General features: G+C 63.6%; 16 protein-coding genes. 12 read left to right on the top strand and 4 right to left on the bottom strand.

Features of this window, described 5'->3' with window-relative positions; genetic code table 11:
- Positions 1–168: 168 nt before the first annotated feature.
- Entirely contained in the window at positions 169–1,050 is an 882-nt protein-coding gene (locus SB753_RS25115) for a helix-turn-helix domain-containing protein (protein WP_410802410.1), read from the top strand.
- A gap of 24 nt (positions 1,051–1,074) precedes the next feature.
- Here the strand turns inward: SB753_RS25115 and SB753_RS25110 are convergent, their stop codons facing one another.
- The 3 genes from SB753_RS25110 to SB753_RS25100 form a co-directional block, all read right to left on the bottom strand.
- Positions 1,075–1,902 carry an anti-sigma factor family protein gene (locus SB753_RS25110; protein ID WP_020071523.1) on the bottom strand — a complete coding sequence of 276 codons (828 nt, stop codon included), beginning with the start codon at positions 1,900–1,902 and terminating at the stop codon, positions 1,075–1,077.
- A complete protein-coding gene (locus tag SB753_RS25105; protein ID WP_020071522.1) occupies positions 1,899–2,417 on the bottom strand; it encodes a sigma-70 family RNA polymerase sigma factor in 519 nt (172 codons plus the stop codon). Before SB753_RS25105 ends, SB753_RS25110 begins: the two co-directional genes overlap by 4 nt.
- 138 nt (positions 2,418–2,555) lie before the next feature.
- Entirely contained in the window at positions 2,556–3,287 is a 732-nt protein-coding gene (locus SB753_RS25100; protein ID WP_410802408.1) for an anti-sigma factor family protein, read from the bottom strand.
- Positions 3,288–3,546: 259 nt separating this feature from the next.
- Between SB753_RS25100 and SB753_RS25095 the strand changes: the two genes are divergently transcribed.
- The 3 genes from SB753_RS25095 to SB753_RS25085 all read left to right on the top strand — a co-directional run bounded on the left by SB753_RS25095 (position 3,547) and on the right by SB753_RS25085 (position 5,562).
- Positions 3,547–3,813 carry a DUF4148 domain-containing protein gene (locus SB753_RS25095; RefSeq protein WP_020071520.1) on the top strand — a complete coding sequence of 89 codons (267 nt, stop codon included), beginning with the start codon at positions 3,547–3,549 and terminating at the stop codon, positions 3,811–3,813.
- Positions 3,814–3,931: 118 nt separating this feature from the next.
- Positions 3,932–5,026 carry a catalase family peroxidase gene (locus tag SB753_RS25090; RefSeq protein WP_410802406.1) on the top strand — a complete coding sequence of 365 codons (1,095 nt, stop codon included), beginning with the start codon at positions 3,932–3,934 and terminating at the stop codon, positions 5,024–5,026.
- Positions 5,023–5,562: a cytochrome b gene (locus SB753_RS25085; protein ID WP_408422026.1), complete on the top strand. Its 540-nt coding sequence runs from the start codon at positions 5,023–5,025 to the stop codon at positions 5,560–5,562. Before SB753_RS25090 ends, SB753_RS25085 begins: the two co-directional genes overlap by 4 nt.
- A 10-nt stretch (positions 5,563–5,572) precedes the next feature.
- On the opposite strand, the gene SB753_RS25080 is transcribed toward SB753_RS25085, so the two are convergent.
- Positions 5,573–8,053 (bottom strand): GcvT family protein, encoded by a 2,481-nt coding sequence (locus SB753_RS25080; RefSeq protein ID WP_410802404.1) that lies wholly within the window; start codon positions 8,051–8,053, stop codon positions 5,573–5,575.
- Between the two features lie 274 nt (positions 8,054–8,327).
- Here SB753_RS25080 and SB753_RS25075 point away from each other — a divergent pair, with 274 nt between their 5' ends.
- The 8 genes from SB753_RS25075 to SB753_RS25040 all read left to right on the top strand — a co-directional run bounded on the left by SB753_RS25075 (position 8,328) and on the right by SB753_RS25040 (position 19,069).
- On the top strand, positions 8,328–9,182 hold the full coding sequence (locus SB753_RS25075; protein ID WP_410802402.1) for a DeoR/GlpR family DNA-binding transcription regulator: 855 nt from the start codon (positions 8,328–8,330) through the stop codon (positions 9,180–9,182).
- A 235-nt stretch (positions 9,183–9,417) separates the two neighbouring features.
- Entirely contained in the window at positions 9,418–12,882 is a 3,465-nt protein-coding gene (locus SB753_RS25070) for an SNF2-related protein (RefSeq protein ID WP_410802400.1), read from the top strand.
- A gap of 232 nt (positions 12,883–13,114) precedes the next feature.
- Complete coding sequence (locus SB753_RS25065) at positions 13,115–13,387, top strand: hypothetical protein (RefSeq protein WP_204523511.1); 273 nt, start codon at positions 13,115–13,117, stop codon at positions 13,385–13,387.
- A gap of 193 nt (positions 13,388–13,580) precedes the next feature.
- Entirely contained in the window at positions 13,581–13,862 is a 282-nt protein-coding gene (locus tag SB753_RS25060) for a hypothetical protein (RefSeq protein ID WP_310357905.1), read from the top strand.
- A gap of 177 nt (positions 13,863–14,039) precedes the next feature.
- Positions 14,040–14,855 carry a peptidoglycan DD-metalloendopeptidase family protein gene (locus SB753_RS25055; protein ID WP_410802398.1) on the top strand — a complete coding sequence of 272 codons (816 nt, stop codon included), beginning with the start codon at positions 14,040–14,042 and terminating at the stop codon, positions 14,853–14,855.
- Positions 14,856–14,944: 89 nt separating this feature from the next.
- Positions 14,945–15,646, top strand: a complete 702-nt coding sequence (locus tag SB753_RS25050; protein ID WP_020071511.1) for a septal ring lytic transglycosylase RlpA family protein — start codon at positions 14,945–14,947, stop codon at positions 15,644–15,646.
- 1,195 nt (positions 15,647–16,841) lie between these two features.
- Entirely contained in the window at positions 16,842–17,579 is a 738-nt protein-coding gene (locus SB753_RS25045; RefSeq protein ID WP_410802396.1) for a response regulator transcription factor, read from the top strand.
- Entirely contained in the window at positions 17,576–19,069 is a 1,494-nt protein-coding gene (locus SB753_RS25040; protein WP_410802394.1) for a FecR domain-containing protein, read from the top strand. The genes SB753_RS25045 and SB753_RS25040 overlap by 4 nt, the downstream gene beginning before the upstream one ends.
- Positions 19,070–19,081 lie beyond the last annotated feature (12 nt).

Here is a 19,081-nt window from a genome sequence, read left to right as displayed (position 1 = left end):
ATAAGGACGCGCCAAGCGCAAAACGCGCATGCAAGGATGCCCGTGAGCAGATTCGGATGACTCGTTGCTCGTCGGCGCTGCGCACGGGAAGTCAGGAGGCGTACTGAGCGTAGGCGCGAAAAACCATGCACAATGCCCGCAGACCGACTGCCATCCGCGAGACAAACGATGAATGCCGTCCCAGAGACCCGCATGCAGATCCCACCCGCGCATACCGGCTCCCGTATTGCGCTGCGCTCTAGCCGACTGCTCGGCTGGCAGGGTTTCGGCGCGGAGCTGGTGAACGTGTCAGCTGGCGTGCACCGGATACCTGCGTTCAAGCATCATCGAATCGGCGTACATGTGGGCGCGCCTGTCCGCGCGCACTGTCGTTGCAACGAGAAACCGCACTCGCGCATTCAGGCGCACGGCGACGCCGACGTGATTCCGGCAGGACTCGACGGGCAGTGGAGCGATGAATCGGCCTGCACGATTTTCAGTATCTGGATCGGCGAAGATTTCGCGCGCAGGACCGCTGAACAATTGGCGCGCAAACCAGACGGCGCGCAGATTCGCCCGCAATTCCAGATGCGCGATCCGCGTTTTCAGCACCTGGCGTGGGCGTTGCGTGCGGAACTGGAAGCAGACGTCGCGTCTGACCCGCTCTATGCCGAAAGTCTGTGTACGGCAATGGTGGTACGGCTGATTGGCGGCGCTGCGTCGCTAGACAACAAGCGGCGCACGCTCGCACCGCGGACAGCGGCGCGCGTAACGGAGTTTATCGAAGCACATCTCGACCGGCGTCTCACGTTGAGCGAGCTTGCCGCGCTTGCCGACCTCAGCGTGCCGCACTTCAAGGTGCTATTTCGCGCGACGCTCGGCGTGCCTGTGCATCAATATGTGGTGCAGCGGCGCGTAGAACGCGCGCGAACGTTGTTGCTGCAAGGCCGGCTGAGCGCCAGCCAGGTCGCGCTCGACGCGGGCTTCGCACACCAGAGCCATATGGCGCACTGGATGGGGCGGCTCCTCGGCATCACGCCGCGCGAACTCGTGAAGTCGAGCTCGCGCTGACGAACACGATAGACCGTGCCGGCATCAGCTCGACGGCGGCGCCGCTGCCGTCAATTGCGAGTACACGTCATGCGACAGCTGCAGCAACTGCTTGCGATCGATACCGCCTGACACCGCGTAGCCGAAATCGCCGTCAACCCAATAGAACACGTTGACCGGCCCGTCCTGATACAGCTTGAACGCTGTCGTGTTCGCGTTCACCTTGCGGCGCGAGATGCACAGCGTCACCCGTTCGCCATTCTGGCCGCGATACATGAACTGCGCGGTGTCGCCGTCCGGACCAGGCAGCAGGCGGCCGCCCGAGAGCGCGAAGCCTGCCTTCGACAACATGGGCGGATGCACATTCGTGCCGAGGCGACTCGCCAGCCACTTCACGAAGTCCTGCTCGTGATCCGCGTTCATGTCGGTGGGCCGGTCGACCGCCGGCATATAGACGACATGCGCAACCGCAGCCTGACGCGCGAGTACTTCGGTGCTGTCCGCACTGACGGGGCGCGTGTCGGACGAACCCGCCACCGAAGGCAACGTGTCGCGTCCCATATGCGTGCCGACGCCGATGCCAATGCCCATTACCAGCGCCGCCGCCATGCCCGCGAACTGCGGCCAGTTGGCAGCGACGCGCGAGCGGCGCGGCGCGCCCGGCTGTAAACGCTTCGGCACGGGTTCGTTCAGCACGCGGTCGTAGCGCTCATGGAACATGCTGTTCAGCGAGAAATAATCGCTGATGCGCGTGGCCAGATCCGGATTCTGTTCGAGCGCGCGCTCGACCTCCGCACGTCGTTCCTCGGACAGCGTGCCGTCCACATAGGCGTGCAGTTCTTCTTCGCTAACTGGCGTAATTTGCTCGCTCATCGCACCACCTGTAATTTCGCACCGGGCTGGCTGCCCGCCATCAATGCCCGAAGCCGTTCGCGTCCGCGCGAAAGCCGCGACATGACCGTGCCGATGGGCACGTTCAGCGCGAGCGCGACGTCGGCATAGCTCATTTCCTCCAGCCCGACCAGCAGCACGACTTCACGCTGCTCGACGGGCAAACGCTGCAGCGCGTAGTCGAGATCGCGCATTTCCAGCGAACGGGATTGTTGCGCCGGCACGGCGAACTCGCTTTCATGCACGCTTTCGTCGTCGACCGCCACGTGTACCGCGCGCGACGACGCCTTGCGCGCCTGATTTGCGAACACGTTGTGCATGATCGTAAATAGCCAGGCGCGCAGATCGGTGCCGGCCTGAAACATTTCGGTGCGGCCGAGCGCGCGTTCGAGCGTGTCCTGCACCAGATCGTCCGCGAGGTCGCGATTGTTGATCAGCGCCCGCGCATAGCGCCGCAAGCGCGGCACGTGTTCCATCAACTCGTCACGAACATCCATTATTCATCCCGGTCATGGGGCCTCTCGTGGACACGGAGCGGCGGCGCTTCGTCGGGCGTCGCACGCGTTTGTAGTGCAAACACGCGTGAACGCATTTTATTCCGTTGATTAAGCGACTCGCCGCAAGATCGTGCGGTTTCATTGCATGGTCATGACGTCGGCGGCGCGCATCAGACCGTGTGTGCGTGCATTGCCGGCGACCACGAAGCGCTGCCGCTGTGCCGCCCATGTCAACAGACGTACATCGCCGATGCGGCGCGCCGACCATTGCGGCTGAGAAGGCGCGAGCAGTGCGAGCGTCGACAGCACCACGACCGGCTCGTTATCGCCATTCAAATAGATGAATTCGGTGGCGCGCTGCAGCAGGCCGAGCGACACGACGCGCTGATCCACGAGCCGCAGCCCGATCGCTTCGAGGTTGGGGGCGGACGGATCTCGACGAGTCGGCGAGCCGGCGGGAAACGGGGCGGCGGCGGTTTCGGCCAACGCCATGATGGCCGCGTTGTTAAGCGCCTGGCGCGTGACCTCGGTGGCCGCGAACCAGCCGCTCACGGCGACGCACGCGATGACGATCGCAACCAGCACCCTGAGCGGCTTGCGCAAGCGCAGCGTTACAGCGCTGCGCCAGCGGCTGCCGGCGTTGCGCCGCCCGTTGAATGCGCTGGCCTCGGGTTCGTCGGCGGTCTGAAAGGAGCGTTGCATCTGTTCGTTGAGCTTGCCGTAAAAGGCGACCCGGCGGGCTTCCGCCGGATCGCGGCCGAGATAGTCGCGCAGAAACGCGGCGCGCGCCGGCGACAACGTGCCGTCGGCGTAGGCCTGAATGTCGGCTTCGGAAAGCGGCGAATCGTTGGGGGCGTCGGTCGGGTTCATGGGAAAAGGTCTCCGGGCAAAATCCGGCTATTGAGGTGCAAACACCGCCGCGCTCCGGTTTATTCCGTTCTCGTCACCGGGTTTGCGCAACATCTTTTACTGTGCCATCGCAGCGTCGCGGAAGCTAGCAAACCCGTTCGCGAAGTGCTTTATTCCGCGCAACGGAAATGTTTTTTCCACGTGGCTTACGCAGGAATAAAAGCCGGTGAGGCGTGGTTCTCCCTGATGCAAACCCGCAACCAACTCACCGGAGTTCATCATGAAGAAGATTGCTTTTGCCGCATTGTCCGTCGTCGTTCTGGCCGCTTCGTCGAATGTTTTCGCGCAGGGAAAAACCCGTGCCGAGGTCTACCAGGAACTGATCCAGGCACAACAGAACGGTCTCGATTACGTGACCGACGCATCATATCCGGACGTCAGCCCGGTTTTCGCGCATATGGTCGAACAGCACAAGCAGGCGCTTGCTGCCGAGGCGGCCGCGAACCGCGTCGCGAGCGACGCCAGGCCGACGGACAGCATGAATTGAGGGCGTTGAAATGCCGACGGCCGGCGCGCGTGGCGAACGGGCGCGCCGGAAATCGAACGGAATAGACTTGCGCCGCGCGTGTTAGCCAATCAACGCCTCGATTCAGCAAGGAGTCTCCGTGACAAAAAACACCGTTCCCGATCAGTTACCTCGCTGTGTGCCGTGCCGGCTTGCCGCGATAGGCGCCGTCGTGCTTCTTTCCGCAGGCGGCTTTGCTTATACGGCGGGGTGGTTGACGCCGCAACGCCTGAGCGCGCCGCGCATCGTGAATACGCTTCAGGCCGTGGCGGGTCAACCGCATCCGGGCTATCGGCGCAATCATGCGAAGGGCCTGTGCGTCGAAGGTTATTTCGACAGTAACGGCCAGGGCGAGCGCGTCTCGCGCGCGGTCGTATTTGCCCCCGGACGAACGCCGGTCACCGGACGCTTTGCGGTGCCCGGCGGCAATCCGTCGGCGCCCGATACGAGTTCCCCGGTGCGCAGCCTCGGGCTGCTCTTTCAATTGAAGGACGGCGAGCAGTGGCGCACCGGAATGAACTCGACGCCGGTCTTCGCCGTGCATACGCCGGAGCAGTTCTATCAGCAACTGCTTGCCGCAACGCCCGATCCGGCGACCGGCAAGCCGGACCCGGCCCGGCTCAAGGCCTTTTATGCGGCCAATCCGGAGACCCAACCCTTCCAGACGTGGGTGAAGGCGCATCCGCCTTCGTCGAGCCTCGCGAACGCCGCGTACTACGGCATCAACGCGTTCCGCTTCACCAACCAGGCCGGCGACACGCGCGCGGTGCGCTGGGCGATGGTGCCCGAGACGCCGTACGCGCCGATTACGGACGCGCAAAAGGCCGAGAAGAATTTCCTCGCGGCGGACCTGGACGAGCGTCTGCAGAGCGGGCCGTTGCGCTGGCATCTGATCCTGACCGTTGCTCATCCTGGCGACCCTACCGACGACGCCACGCTTCAATGGCCGTCCGATCGGGAGAATATCGACGCGGGGACGCTCGTGATCGAGCGCAGCACGTCGCAGGAAAACGGTGCTTGCCGCGACATCAACTTTGATCCGACGATCGTGCCGGCGGGCATCGCGCCGTCCGACGATCCTTTACTCGCCGCGCGCTCGGCGGCCTATGCGCTGTCGTTCAAGCGACGCACGCGCGAGGAAACGCTGCATCCGGAAGTTCATCAAACCCCGACGACACATGGAGAGCGCTCATGACGCGGACCCGCACGCACTTCAGTCCGCTAGCGCGGTTTTTGCACTGGACGATGGCGCCGCTCATCGTCGCGATGCTGTTTATCGGCGTCGGCATGGTCGCAACCGTGTCGCGCGCGCATGACACGCTGATTGCGATTCACAAGCCGCTTGGCATCGCTTTGCTGCTGCTCGTGGTGATACGCGCAAGCGTGCGCTTACGGCGCGGCAGTCCGCCATTGCCTCACGACATGCCCGCATCGCAAAAGATGGCGGCGAAGGGCTCGCACGCGGTGCTCTATGCGCTGATGTTTGCGATGCCGCTGATCGGCTGGGCGATGCTGTCCGCGGCGGGCTATCCGCTCACGCTATGGGGTCCGTTTCATTTGCCACCGATCGCGCCGCATAACGTCGAACTTTTCGCGGTGCTGCGCGCGTTGCACACGTGGCTTGCTTTTGCGTTGTTCGGCACGGTGCTGCTGCATCTTGCGGCGGCGCTGTTTCATGGCCTGATCCGCCGCGACGGCGTGTTTTCGAGCATGGCGCGCGGCGGACGCTAGACGCCGTTTGCTAGTTGCGGATTCGCTCGGAGCGGGGATCGTAAGGCGACTTCAGGTGAAGCGTAGCCGGCAGCAATTCGCCGGCTACGTCGATCGCATATGCGCCGCTCGTCAGATACGCGGAGTCTGCCTCGCCGTCGGAGTTGTTGACGTAGCCCATCGCGACCGGGCAGCCGAGTGTATGGCCGAATGCCGCCGAACTCACGAAGCCGACCGGTTTGCCGTCGCGCAGAATCGCTTCGCCGCCCCAGAGCATGCGATCTGCTGCGCCGTCCGCGGTCAGCACCACCATGCGGCGGCGCAGCGGTTTGCCGCGTAGTTCGAGCAGTGCGTCGCGGCCGCGGAACGGAATGTCGGTGTCGAGTTTGCATGCGAATGCAAGGCCCGCCTCGAATGGATTCGTGTCCGGTGTGAGTTCGCGGCCCCATGCGCGGTAACCTTTTTCGATGCGCAGCGAGTCGATCGCGTAGTAGCCCGCATTGACGACGCCGAACGCCTTGCCGGCTTCATGCAGGATCTCGTACACGCCCACTGCGAATTCGACCGGCACGTATAGCTCCCAGCCCAGTTCACCGACATAGGTCAGGCGGGTCGCGCGCACGGTTGCATAGCCGATATCGACTTCGCGGCTTTGGCCGAACGCGAACGACTCGTTGCGCCAGTCTGCTTTTGACACGCTTTGCAGAAGTTCGCGCGAGCGTGGCCCCATCACAGCGAGCACCGCATACTGGCTCGTCACGTCCACGAGCACGCAGTGCTTATCGCGCGGAATTGCCTTGTCGATCATGTCGAAGTCGCGCGTGGTTTGGGCCGTGCCGGTAACGAGCAGGTATTGATCTGCGGCAAGGCGCGTGAGTGTGAAGTCCGATTCGTAATTGCCGCGTTCGTTGAGCATGCCGGTGTAGACCGTCGTACCCGGCGGCACGTCGACGTCGTTCGCAACCAGGTTTTGCAGGACGCTTTGCGCGTCGCGGCCTTTGACAAGAAATTTGGAAAACGACGTCATGTCGAAGAGCGCAACGCTTTCACGGCACGCACGGTGTTCGGCGCCGCTTAACGGCAGCCAGTTCTGCTGGCCGAACGCATAGTCGATGCGTGCTTCGTCGCGCGTCGGTGCGAAGAAATTCGCGCGCTCCCAGCCCATCTTGCTGCCGAAACACGCGCCGTCCTCGCGCAGGAGAGCGTACAGCGGCGAGCGTCGAAACGGACGGGCGCTGTCGAGTTCGCGATTAGGCCACGGCATCGCATAGTGCAGGCCTAGCGTTTCCTTCACGCGATCGTGCAGCCATGTGTCGTTACCGTTAAAGCGCGCAAAGCGGCGAATGTCGACGGGCCACAGATCCATGGTCGGCTCGCCCGCCACAATCCATTCGGCCAGCGCCATGCCGGCGCCGCCCGCCGAGGCGATGCCCATCGAGTTGAAGCCCGCGCCGACAAAAAAGTGTCGCAACTCGGGCGCCTCGCCGAGCATGAAGTTGTTGTCGGGAGTGAACGATTCGGGACCGTTGTAGAACTGGCGTACCTGCGCCGTTTCGAGCGCGGGTACGCGTTGCAGCGCGTTCGTCATCAGGATTTCGAATTGATCCCAATCGTCGGGCAGCAACTGGAATTCGAAGTGTTCGGGAATGCCTTGCATGCCCCACGGTTTCGCGTTGGGCTCGAAACCGCCCATGACGAGGCCGCCCACTTCTTCCTTGAAATAGATGAAGCCGTCCGGGTCGCGCATGACGGGCAGGTCGGGGTGAACGCCGGCAATGCGTTCGGTGACGATGTAATAGTGCTCGGCCGAGTGCAGCGGCACCGTCACGTCGCACAGGCGGCCCACGGCCTTGGCCCACTGGCCGGCGCAATTTACGACGATTTCGGCGCCGATCGTGCCCTCGTCCCCGTTCTTGTTGCGCCACGCAACGCCAGTCGCTTCCCGCGCGCCGTGGACGTCGCGTGTGTGGATAGCCGTCACGCGCGTGTTCTCGACGATGCGCGCGCCGCGCATGCGGGCGCCGCGAGCCAGGGCCTGAGTCAGATCGGTGGGATTCGCCTTGCCGTCGCCGGGTAGCCAGACCGCGCCCAGCAGGTCGTCGGTGCGCATGACAGGCCATAGATCGCCGGCCTCGCGCGCGCTGATCACGTCGCAGGCCACGCCGTAGGCGCGAGCGACGGCGGCGGTGCGTTTGAGTTGAGTCATCCGCTCTGCAGTGCGGGCCACCGACAGCGAGCCGCATTGTTTCCAGCCCGTTGCAAGACCCGTTTCGGCTTCGAGTTCCGCGTAGAGCGCGGTCGAATAGCGGATCAGCTTCGTCATGCTTTCCTGAGCCCGCAACTGGCCGACGAGACCGGCCGCATGCCACGTCGTCCCGCAGGAAAGCTGGCCTTGTTCCATCAGGACGACGTCGGTCCAGCCGAGCTTGGTCAAGTGGTACGCAACCGAGCAACCAATGATGCCGCCGCCGATGATGACGACGCGCGCGTGCTGAGGGGTGGATGTGGACATGTGTTGAATTAGAGGAATGACAAGCGAAGATTGCCCCATAAATGCACATGACGCAACGGGGAGTTGTTGCAAGATCTGAGGTGATATCTCGACACACAGATGTCATTTGTTGGCTGTAAAAGTTGTATAGGCCGAAATACGCGGCGCTTAGCTTAAGGCAACCGCTTTGCAATCACTGCAGATTTAAATGTGGCTTTGTGTGGGAATCGATGTCAAATGACACGCCCAAGCGTGGTTTTTGCTAGACTCACCGAAGCCCACAATCGCGCACTCCATGTTCTCTACCCAACGCCAGAGCGAAATCCTGCAGCTTGTCCGCGAGCAACGCACCTGTACGATCACCGGTCTCGCGGCGCGCTTCGAGGTTTCCGACGAGACTATTCGCCGCAATATCAAACCGTTGATTGCGCAGGGCCTGCTTCTAAAGGTCCACGGCGGCATCATGCTGCCCGAGCGCCTCGACGAACCGCCGTTCGAGCGGCGCATGGCGGCCAGCCTCGCGGGCAAGCGGGCGATCGGCGCGCGCATCGCTGAACTGGTGAGCGACGGCGACTCTCTGATTCTCGACGGCGGCAGCACCTGCGTGCATATTGCGCGGGCGCTGACGGCGCGCTCGCGGCTCACGGTCGTGACCAACTCCATCGAAGTGGCCCGGCTGCTCGCGCCGCGTAACGGCAACCGCGTGTTCATCGCGGGCGGCGAACTGCGTGCCGACGACAGCGCCGCGATCGGCGACAGCGTTCAGGCTTTTCTGCGCCAGTTTCATGTGCGTTACGCGATCGTCTCGGTGACCGCGATCGACATGCACGGGCATTTCATGGACGCGCTTCCCGCCGACGTCGCGTATTCGCTCGCGGCGTTTGCTCAGGCGGAGCGTCGCGTGGTCGCGGCGGACCACGCCAAATTCGGACATAGCGCGCTGCTCCACGCGTTCGCCGCGGATGGCGTGGACCTGCTCGTTACCGACGAAGCCCCCGCTCCGGCGCTTGCGCAGGTTTTGACGGCCGCAGGTGTCGAGGTGCTCGTCGGGGCGCCGCCCGGCGGCGGGGCGAGAAGCGGCGAGAAGGGCGGGCAGGACCGGTACGACCCGAAGAACGGAAACGACGGGAACGGCGCGCGCCCGCGCTAGCAACCGCCTCGCTGAGAGCGGTTCGAACGCGGACACCGGCCAACGCGCACCAGACCCCACACCAGCCTCGCCCCACGCGAGCGCCGCCTCGCACAGCCAATTCGCTCCGACGCGTAAAATGGCCGGTTATCGCTGGCAGCCTGGCTCCGGGTGAAAGAAGCGGTGGACTGCGCCGTCCGCCGGCAGTTGCCTTCCGCGCCGCCTGCCTTCGCCGGCTTGAAGAGGATGCACCCTGATGTCGTCAGTTTTCTTTGATCGCGAACGGATTGCAGAATGGCTCGGTGAGAACACCGTCGCCAAGGCGCGCGCGGTTGGGCCCGTCAGCAAAGTCGCATGGCACGGGGCCACGCTGACTGGCGACGTACAGGGTTCGCAGCCGCTGCCTTACAGAACGCGGGTCCGGTTTCGCACCGACGGTGGCTTGCCATGGGCGCAGAGCGACTGCACCTGCCCGGTCGGCCGCAATTGCAAGCACGTCGCCGCGCTGCTGCTGGCCGAGCTCGAATACCACGACGAGATGGACCGCATCATCGACGTGGACGGCAATGAGCGCGAAGACAGCGCCGCCGTTTTTGCCCGATCCGCATCGGCGGAGCCTACTGCTTTGCAACCTGGCGTGCGTCCCGAACTGGTCAGCTGGCTCGAACGCTTCCGGGCACGCGCGGAAGCCGCCGACGCCGCTGTCCAGAAGGCAAGCGCCGCGCGCACCGAGACGCTCGCCTACCGGCTGAACTGGTCCGACTTCCACATGCGGCACGAGGTCGTGCTGCACCGCGCGCGCTGCCATCCGGACGGTCGGATCGTCTCCGTCGGCGAAACGTGGGGCAACGTCGAAGCGGCGCTCGTCAAGCAACCGGGGTTCGTATCGGACGAAGATCTGTCCATCTTGCGCGGCCTATGGCTCGGCCGTTCTCGCGAAGACTTCGGGCAATTCATTCTGCGCGGCACGAACGGCGCGGAGATGCTGCAAAAGCTCATTGCCACTGGGCGCCTCTTCGTCGACTTCGGGATTGCGCCAGGTCACGACGGCCCCACGCCGCTCGCGCGTGCGGCCGACCGGCCCGGGCGCATCGAATGGGAGCCGCTTGCCGACCAGCGGCTGCGCCCGGTTCTGTGCACCGAGCCGCGCGCGAGTATGGTGTTGCCGACCGAGCCCGTCTGGTATGTGGACGGCGTGGCGAACGAGGCCGGTGTGGTCCGCTCGTCGCTACCGTTCCAGCAATTGCCCGATTACCTCGCAATGCCGCCGATCTCGCTCGCCGAAGCGCCCCTTGTCGCGTCGGTGCTGCGCGAAGTTGCGCCCGACTTGCCGTTGCCGCCCACTCATGACTCGCGGGCGATCCGGGTGATCGACGTGGAGCCGGTGCCGGTGCTCACGCTCAATAGCCACGCGTTGCCGTCCGCCGGAAAGGCCAAAGGCCTGGCCGTCGAACTGGCCGGCGTGAGCTTCGACTACGACGGCGTCAGCATCAACGTGGACAGCAGCGTGACACTCGTGCCCATGCCGGGCGGCGACGTCATTCACATCCGCCGCCGTTACGAGGTCGAGAAGAAGCGCCTGCTGGAACTTCGCAAGAGCGGGTTGCAGAAGGTGCCCACGAGCCGCGTGTTCACGTCGCGGCAACTGCCCGATACGATGCTCGGTCTGGCCGATGCGGACGCCTGGTCCTCGTTTGTGAGCGACGCGGTGCCGGAACTCGTCAGCAAAGGCTGGCGTGTGACGATGGCGCCCGAGTTCCGCTACAACGTAATCGAGATCGACGCGATCGACGGCACCGCGCATCAGGCGGGCGACGGCTGGTTCGATCTTGAAATGGGTATCCGCATCGGCGAGCGCAATGTGCGGCTCGAGCCGCTGCTCGCCGATCTGTTCCGCCGCGACCGGCGCTGGCTGGGCGGTACGCTGGAGGCGATCGCCGACGACGAGCCGATTGAACTGAAGACCGAAGAGAACAAGCGCCTGCGGCTGCGCGCGGACCGGTTGAAGCCGGTGGTGCGCGTGCTGGTCGATCTGTTCGATTCACTCGGTGCGAGTCTCGCCGAGGGCGCGCCGCTGCGCGTGCCTTCTGTGGACGCAGGCCGCCTCCAGGCATTGAGCGATACGGGACGCTGGCAATTTCGCGGCGACGATTCCATCCGAGAACTCGCGCAGCGTCTGCAAGCCGGTCCTGGCTTGCGCGAGGTGCCGGTGCCTCGCGGTCTGCGCGCTGAACTGCGCGCATATCAGCAGCAGGGTCTGAACTGGATGCAGTATCTGCGCGAGCAGGGTCTCGCCGGTGTCCTTGCCGACGACATGGGCCTTGGCAAAACCGTGCAGACGCTTTCGAATATCCTCGCCGAGAAGGAAGCGGGCAGGCTCGACCGGCCGGCGCTGATCGTAGTGCCGACCACGCTCGTGCACAACTGGCGCGAGGAGGCACGGCGCTTCGCGCCCGAACTGAAGGTGTTGGTGCTGAACGGCCCGCAACGCAAGCAGCGCTTCGATCAGATCGGCGAACATGAACTGATCCTGACGACGTACGCGTTGCTATGGCGTGACCAGAAGGTACTCGCCGAATACGAATATCACCTGCTGATTCTCGACGAGGCGCAGTACGTAAAGAACGCGACGACGAAAGCCGCGCAGGCAATCCGCGGCTTGAACGCGCGGCACCGGCTGTGTCTGACCGGCACGCCGCTCGAAAATCACCTGGGCGAACTGTGGTCGCAGTTCGATTTTCTGCTGCCGGGTTTTCTTGGCAGCCAGAAGGATTTCACGCGCCGCTGGCGCAATCCGATCGAAAAGAATAACGACGGCGTGCGCCGTTCGTTGCTTGCGCGTCGCATCCGGCCGTTCATGCTGCGGCGTCGCAAGGACGAGGTGGCGAAGGAGTTGCCGGCCAAGACGACGATTGTGTGTTCCGTCGATCTGGAAGGCGCGCAGCGCGATCTGTACGAAACCGTGCGTACGGCGATGCAGGAGAAGGTGCGCGCGGCCGTCAGCGCACAAGGCCTCGCGCGCAGTCACATCATCGTGCTCGACGCGCTGCTGAAGCTGCGGCAAGTGTGTTGCGATCCGCGACTGGTGCGCACGCTCAGGACCGCAGGCGAGGGCGTCGAACGCAGCGAGGACGCAGCGGCGAAACCGGCGAGCCCCGATAAGGCGGAAAAGGGCGCACGAGGTATGCGCTCCGCCAAACTCGACCTGCTGCTGTCCATGCTCCCAGAGTTGATCGATGAGGGACGCCGCGTGCTGTTGTTCTCGCAGTTCACCGGCATGCTCGCGTTGATCGCCGAGGCGCTGGACGAAGCGGCGATTCCCTATGTGATCCTGACCGGCGACACAACGGACCGGATCACGCCCGTCGAGCGCTTCCAGCAAGGCAAGGTGCCACTGTTCCTGATCAGCCTGAAGGCGGGCGGCGTGGGGCTGAACCTCACCGCTGCGGATACCGTGATCCACTACGACCCGTGGTGGAATCCCGCCGCCGAGAATCAGGCCACCGACCGTGCGCATCGACTCGGACAGGATAAGCCCGTGTTCGTCTACAAACTGATCGCGGCGGGCAGCATCGAAGAAAAGATCGTGGAATTGCAGGAGCAGAAGGCAGGTCTTGCCGACAGCATTCTTTCGGAAGACGCCGCCGGCGCAGCCAAATTCTCCGACGACGATATCGACGCGCTGTTCGCGCCGATGCCCGAGCTCGAAGGCGGAAGGTGACGCGACCCGTTTTCGGGACAGTGCGCACGAGTCGCGCACTCATCCACCACTGAATGCCGACGTTTTCCGGTATCCAATATTCCCAGATTTGACTCCGCATTGTTCAAAGACGTCACAAGTCGTCAAGAAACGCGGAGTTTGTCTGCCTGCCGTCAACGGTTGCTTGCCGTACTCGTTGAACACGCGACCATCATCAGGTCAGTCAACGCAGTACGTTAAGGAAATAACCGTTATGAACAAGCATTTCGTCGCCGCCGCTGTTGCCGGCCTTTTCTCGATCGCAGCGTTTGCGCAGGCTTCGGCACCGGTCGCGGCATCGTCGCAAGCTGCTGTTGCTGCTACCCAGCAGGAAGCAACGCCGGCAGTCAAGCAACACCACACCACGAAGCAACACAAGCACGCGCATAAGCATTCGCACAAGCATTCGCACCATGCAGCATCGGCTGCAGGCGGCGAACAGGATGCCGCACCGGTGTCCGACGAAGCAGCGCCCGCCAAGCCGTAACCGTTACGCCGCGTAGCGAGCCTGTGAAGACGCGGGCCGGTGCATGACATCGGCCCGTTTGCTGCCTGCAGTTCATCGACGAAAACCTGCGTGAAACATAAAACACGGTCTTCTTTCGGGCAGCCCGGTGGCTGACGCAGAGCGTCGTTCGCGTTGCCACTTGCAATCACATCTATTTAGTTAGGACTCTTGTATGAAACGTATCTGTCTTTCGATCGCGTTTGGCTGCGCGATGAGCCTGTCCGTCGTCGCTCAGGCAAAGAGCTTTGGATTCGAACTCAGCCCGTCCACACGCACGACTGCGAATGCTCCAGCGACACAAGGCTGGCACGACGGACGTTATTGGGACGGTCACCGTTCGTGGAGCCGCGACGAGTGGGAAGGACGGCGCACGCGTGCAGGTCACGACGATGCTTATCGCTTCAATCGCGGCACTCATTGCCCGCCGGGCCACGCAAAGAAACACGATTGCTGATGTTCTCGCCCGCAATGAACGCGCGCGCCGGCTGCGCAGCGTGTTCGACAGGCGGACCTCGCCGTGCTGGCCCCCGTGCCGATCGCCGCGCCGACGGCCGCGCCGATCTCCGCGCCGCCGCAGCAACGGTAGCCCGATGCGCCGCCTTGCACTACCCCGATCTCGCCCACTGCTCTAATGAAAATCTGTTTGCCCCGTTTCGCCACACCGGCTGTCCCAATCCTGCTCGTCTTCTCGTTGGCCGGCGCGCTGAGCGGTTGCTCCCTGCTCGCGCCGAGCGGTGCGCCTGCGAGTCCGCCGTTGGCGTGGCCCTCCAACTGGGCGCCCGCAGTGCCAGCAGTGCCTGCATTGCCGGCAATGCCTAATGAGGCAATGGTTCCGGCCGGGTTCTATCGGGTGAATTCGGGCGATACCTTGACCGGCATTGCTAGGGCTTTTGGCCGCGATGCAGCGGCGATTGCGCAGTGGAATCATCTGTCGGCGGATGGCGCACTGGATGCCGGGCAACTGCTGCGTGTCGCGCCGCCACCGGGAGTTGCCAGCGCGCCTGCCGGATTGAATTCGCGCACGCCTGCAAGCCCAGAACCCCGCGCGAACGCAGTGCAGAGCGTCGCGCCCATCGGCAAAGCGCGACTCGCATGGCCGGTTAACGGGCCGGTTGAAGCGCCGTTCGTCGCAGGAAAAACCAGGGGCATTGCGATCGCTGCGGCCGCCGGCGCACAGGTGAGAGCGGCGGCGAGCGGCAGGGTCGTCTACGCGGGCGGCGGCATTGCGGCTTACGGTCTGCTGATCATCATCAAGCACGACTCGCATTTGCTGACCGCCTACGCCAACAACCGCGCGCTGCTGGTTAAAGACGGCGCGCTCGTCAAGAAAGGGCAGGCGATTGCCGAGCTTTCGTCGGACTCCCACGGCGACGCGTCTTTGCATTTCGAAGTGCGCGACGGCGGCAAGCCTGTCGATCCGCTCCTCTATCTTCCGAAGCGCCCTTAAGCCGGTGCCCACGCGGCATTGCCGCTTTCCTCGAACCGGACCGACGCGGCGTGCTGTTAGATGCAGCGCGCTGCGCAGTGTAATGCCCTATGACTTTTCGCTTCACCAACTGCACCGGCTCAACCGGTTTCATTGGTTCTCTCCGCGCGGCTGCAAACCGTCTCGGTCTCACGCTCGCGTCGCTTGGCTGTGTGTTGGCGTTGGCGGGTTGCGCGCCGTCGGTCGTTGACCGCTCCGCCCTGAGCAGCGCCGAACCGGCCATTCGTACAGTCGGGCAAACGGCGCCTCATGCATTGCAAGGTAGCTCGACCGATGATGACGAACGAGCCGCTGCCCTTGCGCCGAGCTTATCGGCTGCCGACCCGCAATCCGAGCCGCAGTCCGACGCGCAATCCGCGGATGACGATTCGCCGGCCGCGTCGGCTTGCGCTTGCAGCAGGCGCTTTCTGCAGACCGGCCTCGCGTCGTGGTACGGCAAGGTATTCCATGGTCGCCGCACCGCGAGCGGCGAGCGCTACAACATGCACGCATTGACCGCGGCGCACCGCACTTTGCCCTTGGGCGCGTGTGTGCGAGTGACGGCAGTGGGGCGAGAACGTTCTGTGGTCGTGCGGATCAACGACCGTGGGCCGTTCGTGCACGGACGGATCATCGATCTCTCGTATGCCGCTGCCGAGGCAATCGGTGTGAACGTCGCGGGTACCTTGCCCGTCAAGCTCGAACACATTGCGCCCGCGCGTGGTCTGAACGGCGCTCGTCGCTGTGTTGACCGGGCAGAGCGGGCAGCGTGAGGGTCGGCCGCAAGCTTTCGCGGCTTTCGATGCGGCCGGGATTCGCGTGACTCATGCTCGAGAGAATGCAGCACTGGCGTGCGAGTTTTTCGCTTTCACGTCCGTCTGTAACAAATCATCGCCGTCTGTAAATGTTCACATGTCCGCACTGTTTATCCCCCAGGGTTCGATGTCGCGCGGCATTGCAACTTCGGGATGGTTGTTATGGCCTGCGTAATATCTACCGCGTTGTTCGTTACAAACGTAGTTCTTTCATCTTGAGAATGAATTTCTGAGCGGTTACTTTCTGTGCACTCGTGAGGTAGCCCCCGCGAGCGTGTGATGTTTTTACGGCGTCGTCCTGACCAGGCACGACGCCGTTTTTTTTGCTCTCGACGGCCCGCGCGCAACGACCCATGCCGCGAAACGCGCAGAGCACCCGGGCAATCGGAGCGCGACTCGGTGTATTGAGCGGTTGCCCAAGACATAACCTGAAAGCTTTGCTCCGCGATTAACTGCACGTTGTCACAGTGAGAGGTGTCGATCCACTGATCCAGTGTTTTTTGACTGGTTTGTGCGGACTCGACAGCTTCATTGCAAATCTACAACAGCGGCAGCACCGATTTGACAATCCTTAAACGATTTATTTTGGGACCGTTTCTATACTCACTCAAATTGTCAAATCGCTGTTTCCCGAAAAGCTTGTCGCGGTTTGAAAAAGACAGGCGCGGGGCCTGAAGTGTGCGAGAGAGACCACCTTTTTATATGCAGGCCCATACGGGCCGAAACTAGCCGGCGGGACCTGAGAGGCGTCGGGAACGGCGCGCAAAACCGGCAAAAGCGGCATGCGAGCCGGCAGCCGCCGCTGAACCGTTTAATGGCATTCAGCAAAGATCGATCGTCTTTTCGATTATGATTATCGGCGGTTTGATAATCGCCGCTCCCAAATCGAAAAATGCGCGCTAATTTTGAGATGGGGTGGCAGCAGGGTTGTACGGGGCGCGAGGCGAAGGACCATTAGTCGAAAGAGAGTCAAACAAACTTCGAACCGAAGATGAATGAAAGGCCGGATCGCCGGTGCCAGCGAGCACCGGCATCCCGGTCGATCCGCCGGCTTGCCGGTAATGGCCGCGGTCGCCGATACGCCGCTGCGCCCATTACCGGCAAACGACGAACGAACGACGAACAAACGACGAAGTCGCGTTGCGGGGTTTTTATGAGAATTGCTGTCCTGGATGACGATTCGGCGCAAGCCGATCTGGTTTGCCAAACGCTGTCGGCAGCGGGCCACGTCTGTCATGCATACGTTGCGGGACGCGAACTGGTGCGGCAGTTGCGGCGCCAGACATTCGATCTGCTCGTGCTCGATTGGAATGTGCCTGACATGTCGGGCGAAGAAGTGTTGCGTTGGGTGCGCGAAAGCCTGTCAGAACGCTTGCCCGTGCTGTTCATGACGAACCGCGGCCAGGAGAGCGACATTACGTCGATCCTGAACATCGGCGCCGACGACTACGTCGTCAAGCCGGTCCCGGCCGCCGTCCTGCTCGCGCGCGTCGGTTCGCTGCTGCGCCGCGCTTATCACCTGAAGCCGTCGGCGGCGACGGAAGTCTTCGGCGAATTCGAGTTCGATCTGCATGCAAAGCATGTAGTGGTGCGCGGCACCAAAGTGGCGCTCACCCAGAAGGAGTTCGAACTCGCGCTGTTGCTCTTCCAGCATCTGAGCCGGCCGCTGTCGCGCGCGCATATTCTCGACGTCGTCTGGAAGCAGGCGACGGACATCCCGTCGCGCACGATGGACACGCACGTGTCGATGCTGCGCAGCAAGCTCGGCCTGCGGCCGGAACACGGCTACCGTCTGACGCCGATCTACGGCTATGGCTACAGACTGGAGCGGCTGGAGTCAGCGAGCGATACACCGCCAGCCGCGGACCGTTCGCAAGCGGGGCAGGCGTGACGGTTTCCGTCGACGACGCTTCAGCGATACGCGGCAGGACCGGCTCGGCTGGCCGCCGCGCGAGCGCCGTACTAGCCGCGGCGGGATTCTTCGCCTTCGCCTGCTTCGCGCCCGCTTCGGCACAGGCGCAGCCCTCACGGGCGCCAAAGCAGCGCGCGAAAGCCGCGCCTCCAGCCTATGTTTCCTATGTGACGCACGCAGGCGACACACTCTATGAAATCGCGAGCCGGTATCTCAGCGACACCGCCGACTGGGCCGTGCTCAGTCGCCTGAATCAGGTGCCCGCACCTCGTCGCATGCCGGCCGGCATTGCGCTGCGTCTGCCAGCCGACAAACTGAAGCAGGACCCGGAGACGGCACGTGTGATCGCGACGAGCGGTCCAGCTGAACATGCGTCGGGTGCGAGCCCTTATCTGCCGCTGACGACGGGCGCGACGCTTGGCGAAGGCGACCGCATCCGCACCGGACCCAACGGTTTCGTCACACTGGAGTTGTCGGATGGCTCTCATCTCACGATGACGCAGGACGGCGCGCTCGACATCGACCGGTTGCGGCGGACCACGCTGACGGGCGCGGGCGACCGTCAACTGGAACTGCGCCGCGGGCAGGTCGAGAGCCAGGTCACGCACGCGACGAAGAAAGACGACCGCTTCCAGATCCGTTCGCCGTCGGTAGTTGCGGGCGTGCGTGGGACGCGCTTCAGGGTCGCTTACGACGGCGACGCGCAAACCACGGCTGTCGAAGTGCTGGACGGCGCGGTCGGCGTCGATCCGGTCGCGGCGCTCGCGCGCAAGTCGGCACCGCCGCCAGGCGTGCCGCTGCAGGCGTCGGCGCAACTGCTCACGGAACGCTTCGGCAGCGTGACGCGAGCCGGCGCCGCGATAGGCGATGCAGTTGCACTGCTTCCAGCACCTGCGCTCAAGGAGCCGGCGAGAGTGCAGGACGGCAAGACGGTGGCTTTCGATCTGATTCCGGCCGACGCCGCCGGAGCCGCGGAAACCGCAACATCCGCAACAACGTACCGCGTGCAGATCTCTCGCGACGCCGACCAGCTCGATCTTATCCGCGACCTTCGCGTGAGCGCGCCACATGCGGACTTCGGCGATCTGGCAGACGGCACGTATTTCGTGCGCATTGCGGCGATCGACGCGAACGGGCTGGAAGGTTTGCCGCAGGTGTATGCCTTCGAGAGACGTCAATTCGCGATCGGCGCGTCGGCCGCGCCGCGCGTGGGCGGCCACGATTACGAATTCCGCTGGTTCGTGAGCCGCGCGCCGGCGTCGGCGCAAACGCGTTTTCGCTTCGTCATGGCGACGACGGCCGATCTGCGCCATCCGATTGTCGACCGCGCGGATCTGACGGGCGGGCAACTGGTGGTGAGCGATCTGCCGCCAGGCGTCTATTACTGGACCATCGTTGCCGAGCAGTTCGACAACGGCCGCTTGTACGCGACGGCCAGCGCAGTTCGCACGTTCACGCTTGCGCGCTGACGCTGGTAGATT

The sequence above is a fragment of the Paraburkholderia sp. SIMBA_053 genome (genome assembly GCF_046534895.1).
Lineage (GTDB): Bacteria > Pseudomonadota > Gammaproteobacteria > Burkholderiales > Burkholderiaceae > Paraburkholderia > Paraburkholderia caledonica.
Note: the sequence above shows the minus strand (reverse complement) of the source record. Positions and strands in the feature narration are given on the sequence as shown.

Excerpts from the sequence above, each read along its gene's own strand:
- SB753_RS25065 (WP_204523511.1), top strand. The coding sequence starts at position 13,115 with ATGAACAAGCATTTCGTCGCCGCCGCTGTTGCCGGCCTTTTCTCGATC.
- SB753_RS25105 (WP_020071522.1), bottom strand. The coding sequence starts at position 2,417 with ATGGATGTTCGTGACGAGTTGATGGAACACGTGCCGCGCTTGCGGCGC.
- SB753_RS25110 (WP_020071523.1), bottom strand. The coding sequence starts at position 1,902 with ATGAGCGAGCAAATTACGCCAGTTAGCGAAGAAGAACTGCACGCCTAT.
- SB753_RS25045 (WP_410802396.1), top strand. The coding sequence starts at position 16,842 with ATGAGAATTGCTGTCCTGGATGACGATTCGGCGCAAGCCGATCTGGTT.
- SB753_RS25080 (WP_410802404.1), bottom strand. The coding sequence starts at position 8,053 with ATGTCCACATCCACCCCTCAGCACGCGCGCGTCGTCATCATCGGCGGC.
- SB753_RS25095 (WP_020071520.1), top strand. The coding sequence starts at position 3,547 with ATGAAGAAGATTGCTTTTGCCGCATTGTCCGTCGTCGTTCTGGCCGCT.
- SB753_RS25115 (WP_410802410.1), top strand. The coding sequence starts at position 169 with ATGAATGCCGTCCCAGAGACCCGCATGCAGATCCCACCCGCGCATACC.
- SB753_RS25060 (WP_310357905.1), top strand. The coding sequence starts at position 13,581 with ATGAAACGTATCTGTCTTTCGATCGCGTTTGGCTGCGCGATGAGCCTG.
- SB753_RS25085 (WP_408422026.1), top strand. The coding sequence starts at position 5,023 with ATGACGCGGACCCGCACGCACTTCAGTCCGCTAGCGCGGTTTTTGCAC.
- SB753_RS25050 (WP_020071511.1), top strand. The coding sequence starts at position 14,945 with ATGACTTTTCGCTTCACCAACTGCACCGGCTCAACCGGTTTCATTGGT.
- SB753_RS25055 (WP_410802398.1), top strand. The coding sequence starts at position 14,040 with ATGAAAATCTGTTTGCCCCGTTTCGCCACACCGGCTGTCCCAATCCTG.
- SB753_RS25070 (WP_410802400.1), top strand. The coding sequence starts at position 9,418 with ATGTCGTCAGTTTTCTTTGATCGCGAACGGATTGCAGAATGGCTCGGT.
- SB753_RS25100 (WP_410802408.1), bottom strand. The coding sequence starts at position 3,287 with ATGAACCCGACCGACGCCCCCAACGATTCGCCGCTTTCCGAAGCCGAC.
- SB753_RS25075 (WP_410802402.1), top strand. The coding sequence starts at position 8,328 with ATGTTCTCTACCCAACGCCAGAGCGAAATCCTGCAGCTTGTCCGCGAG.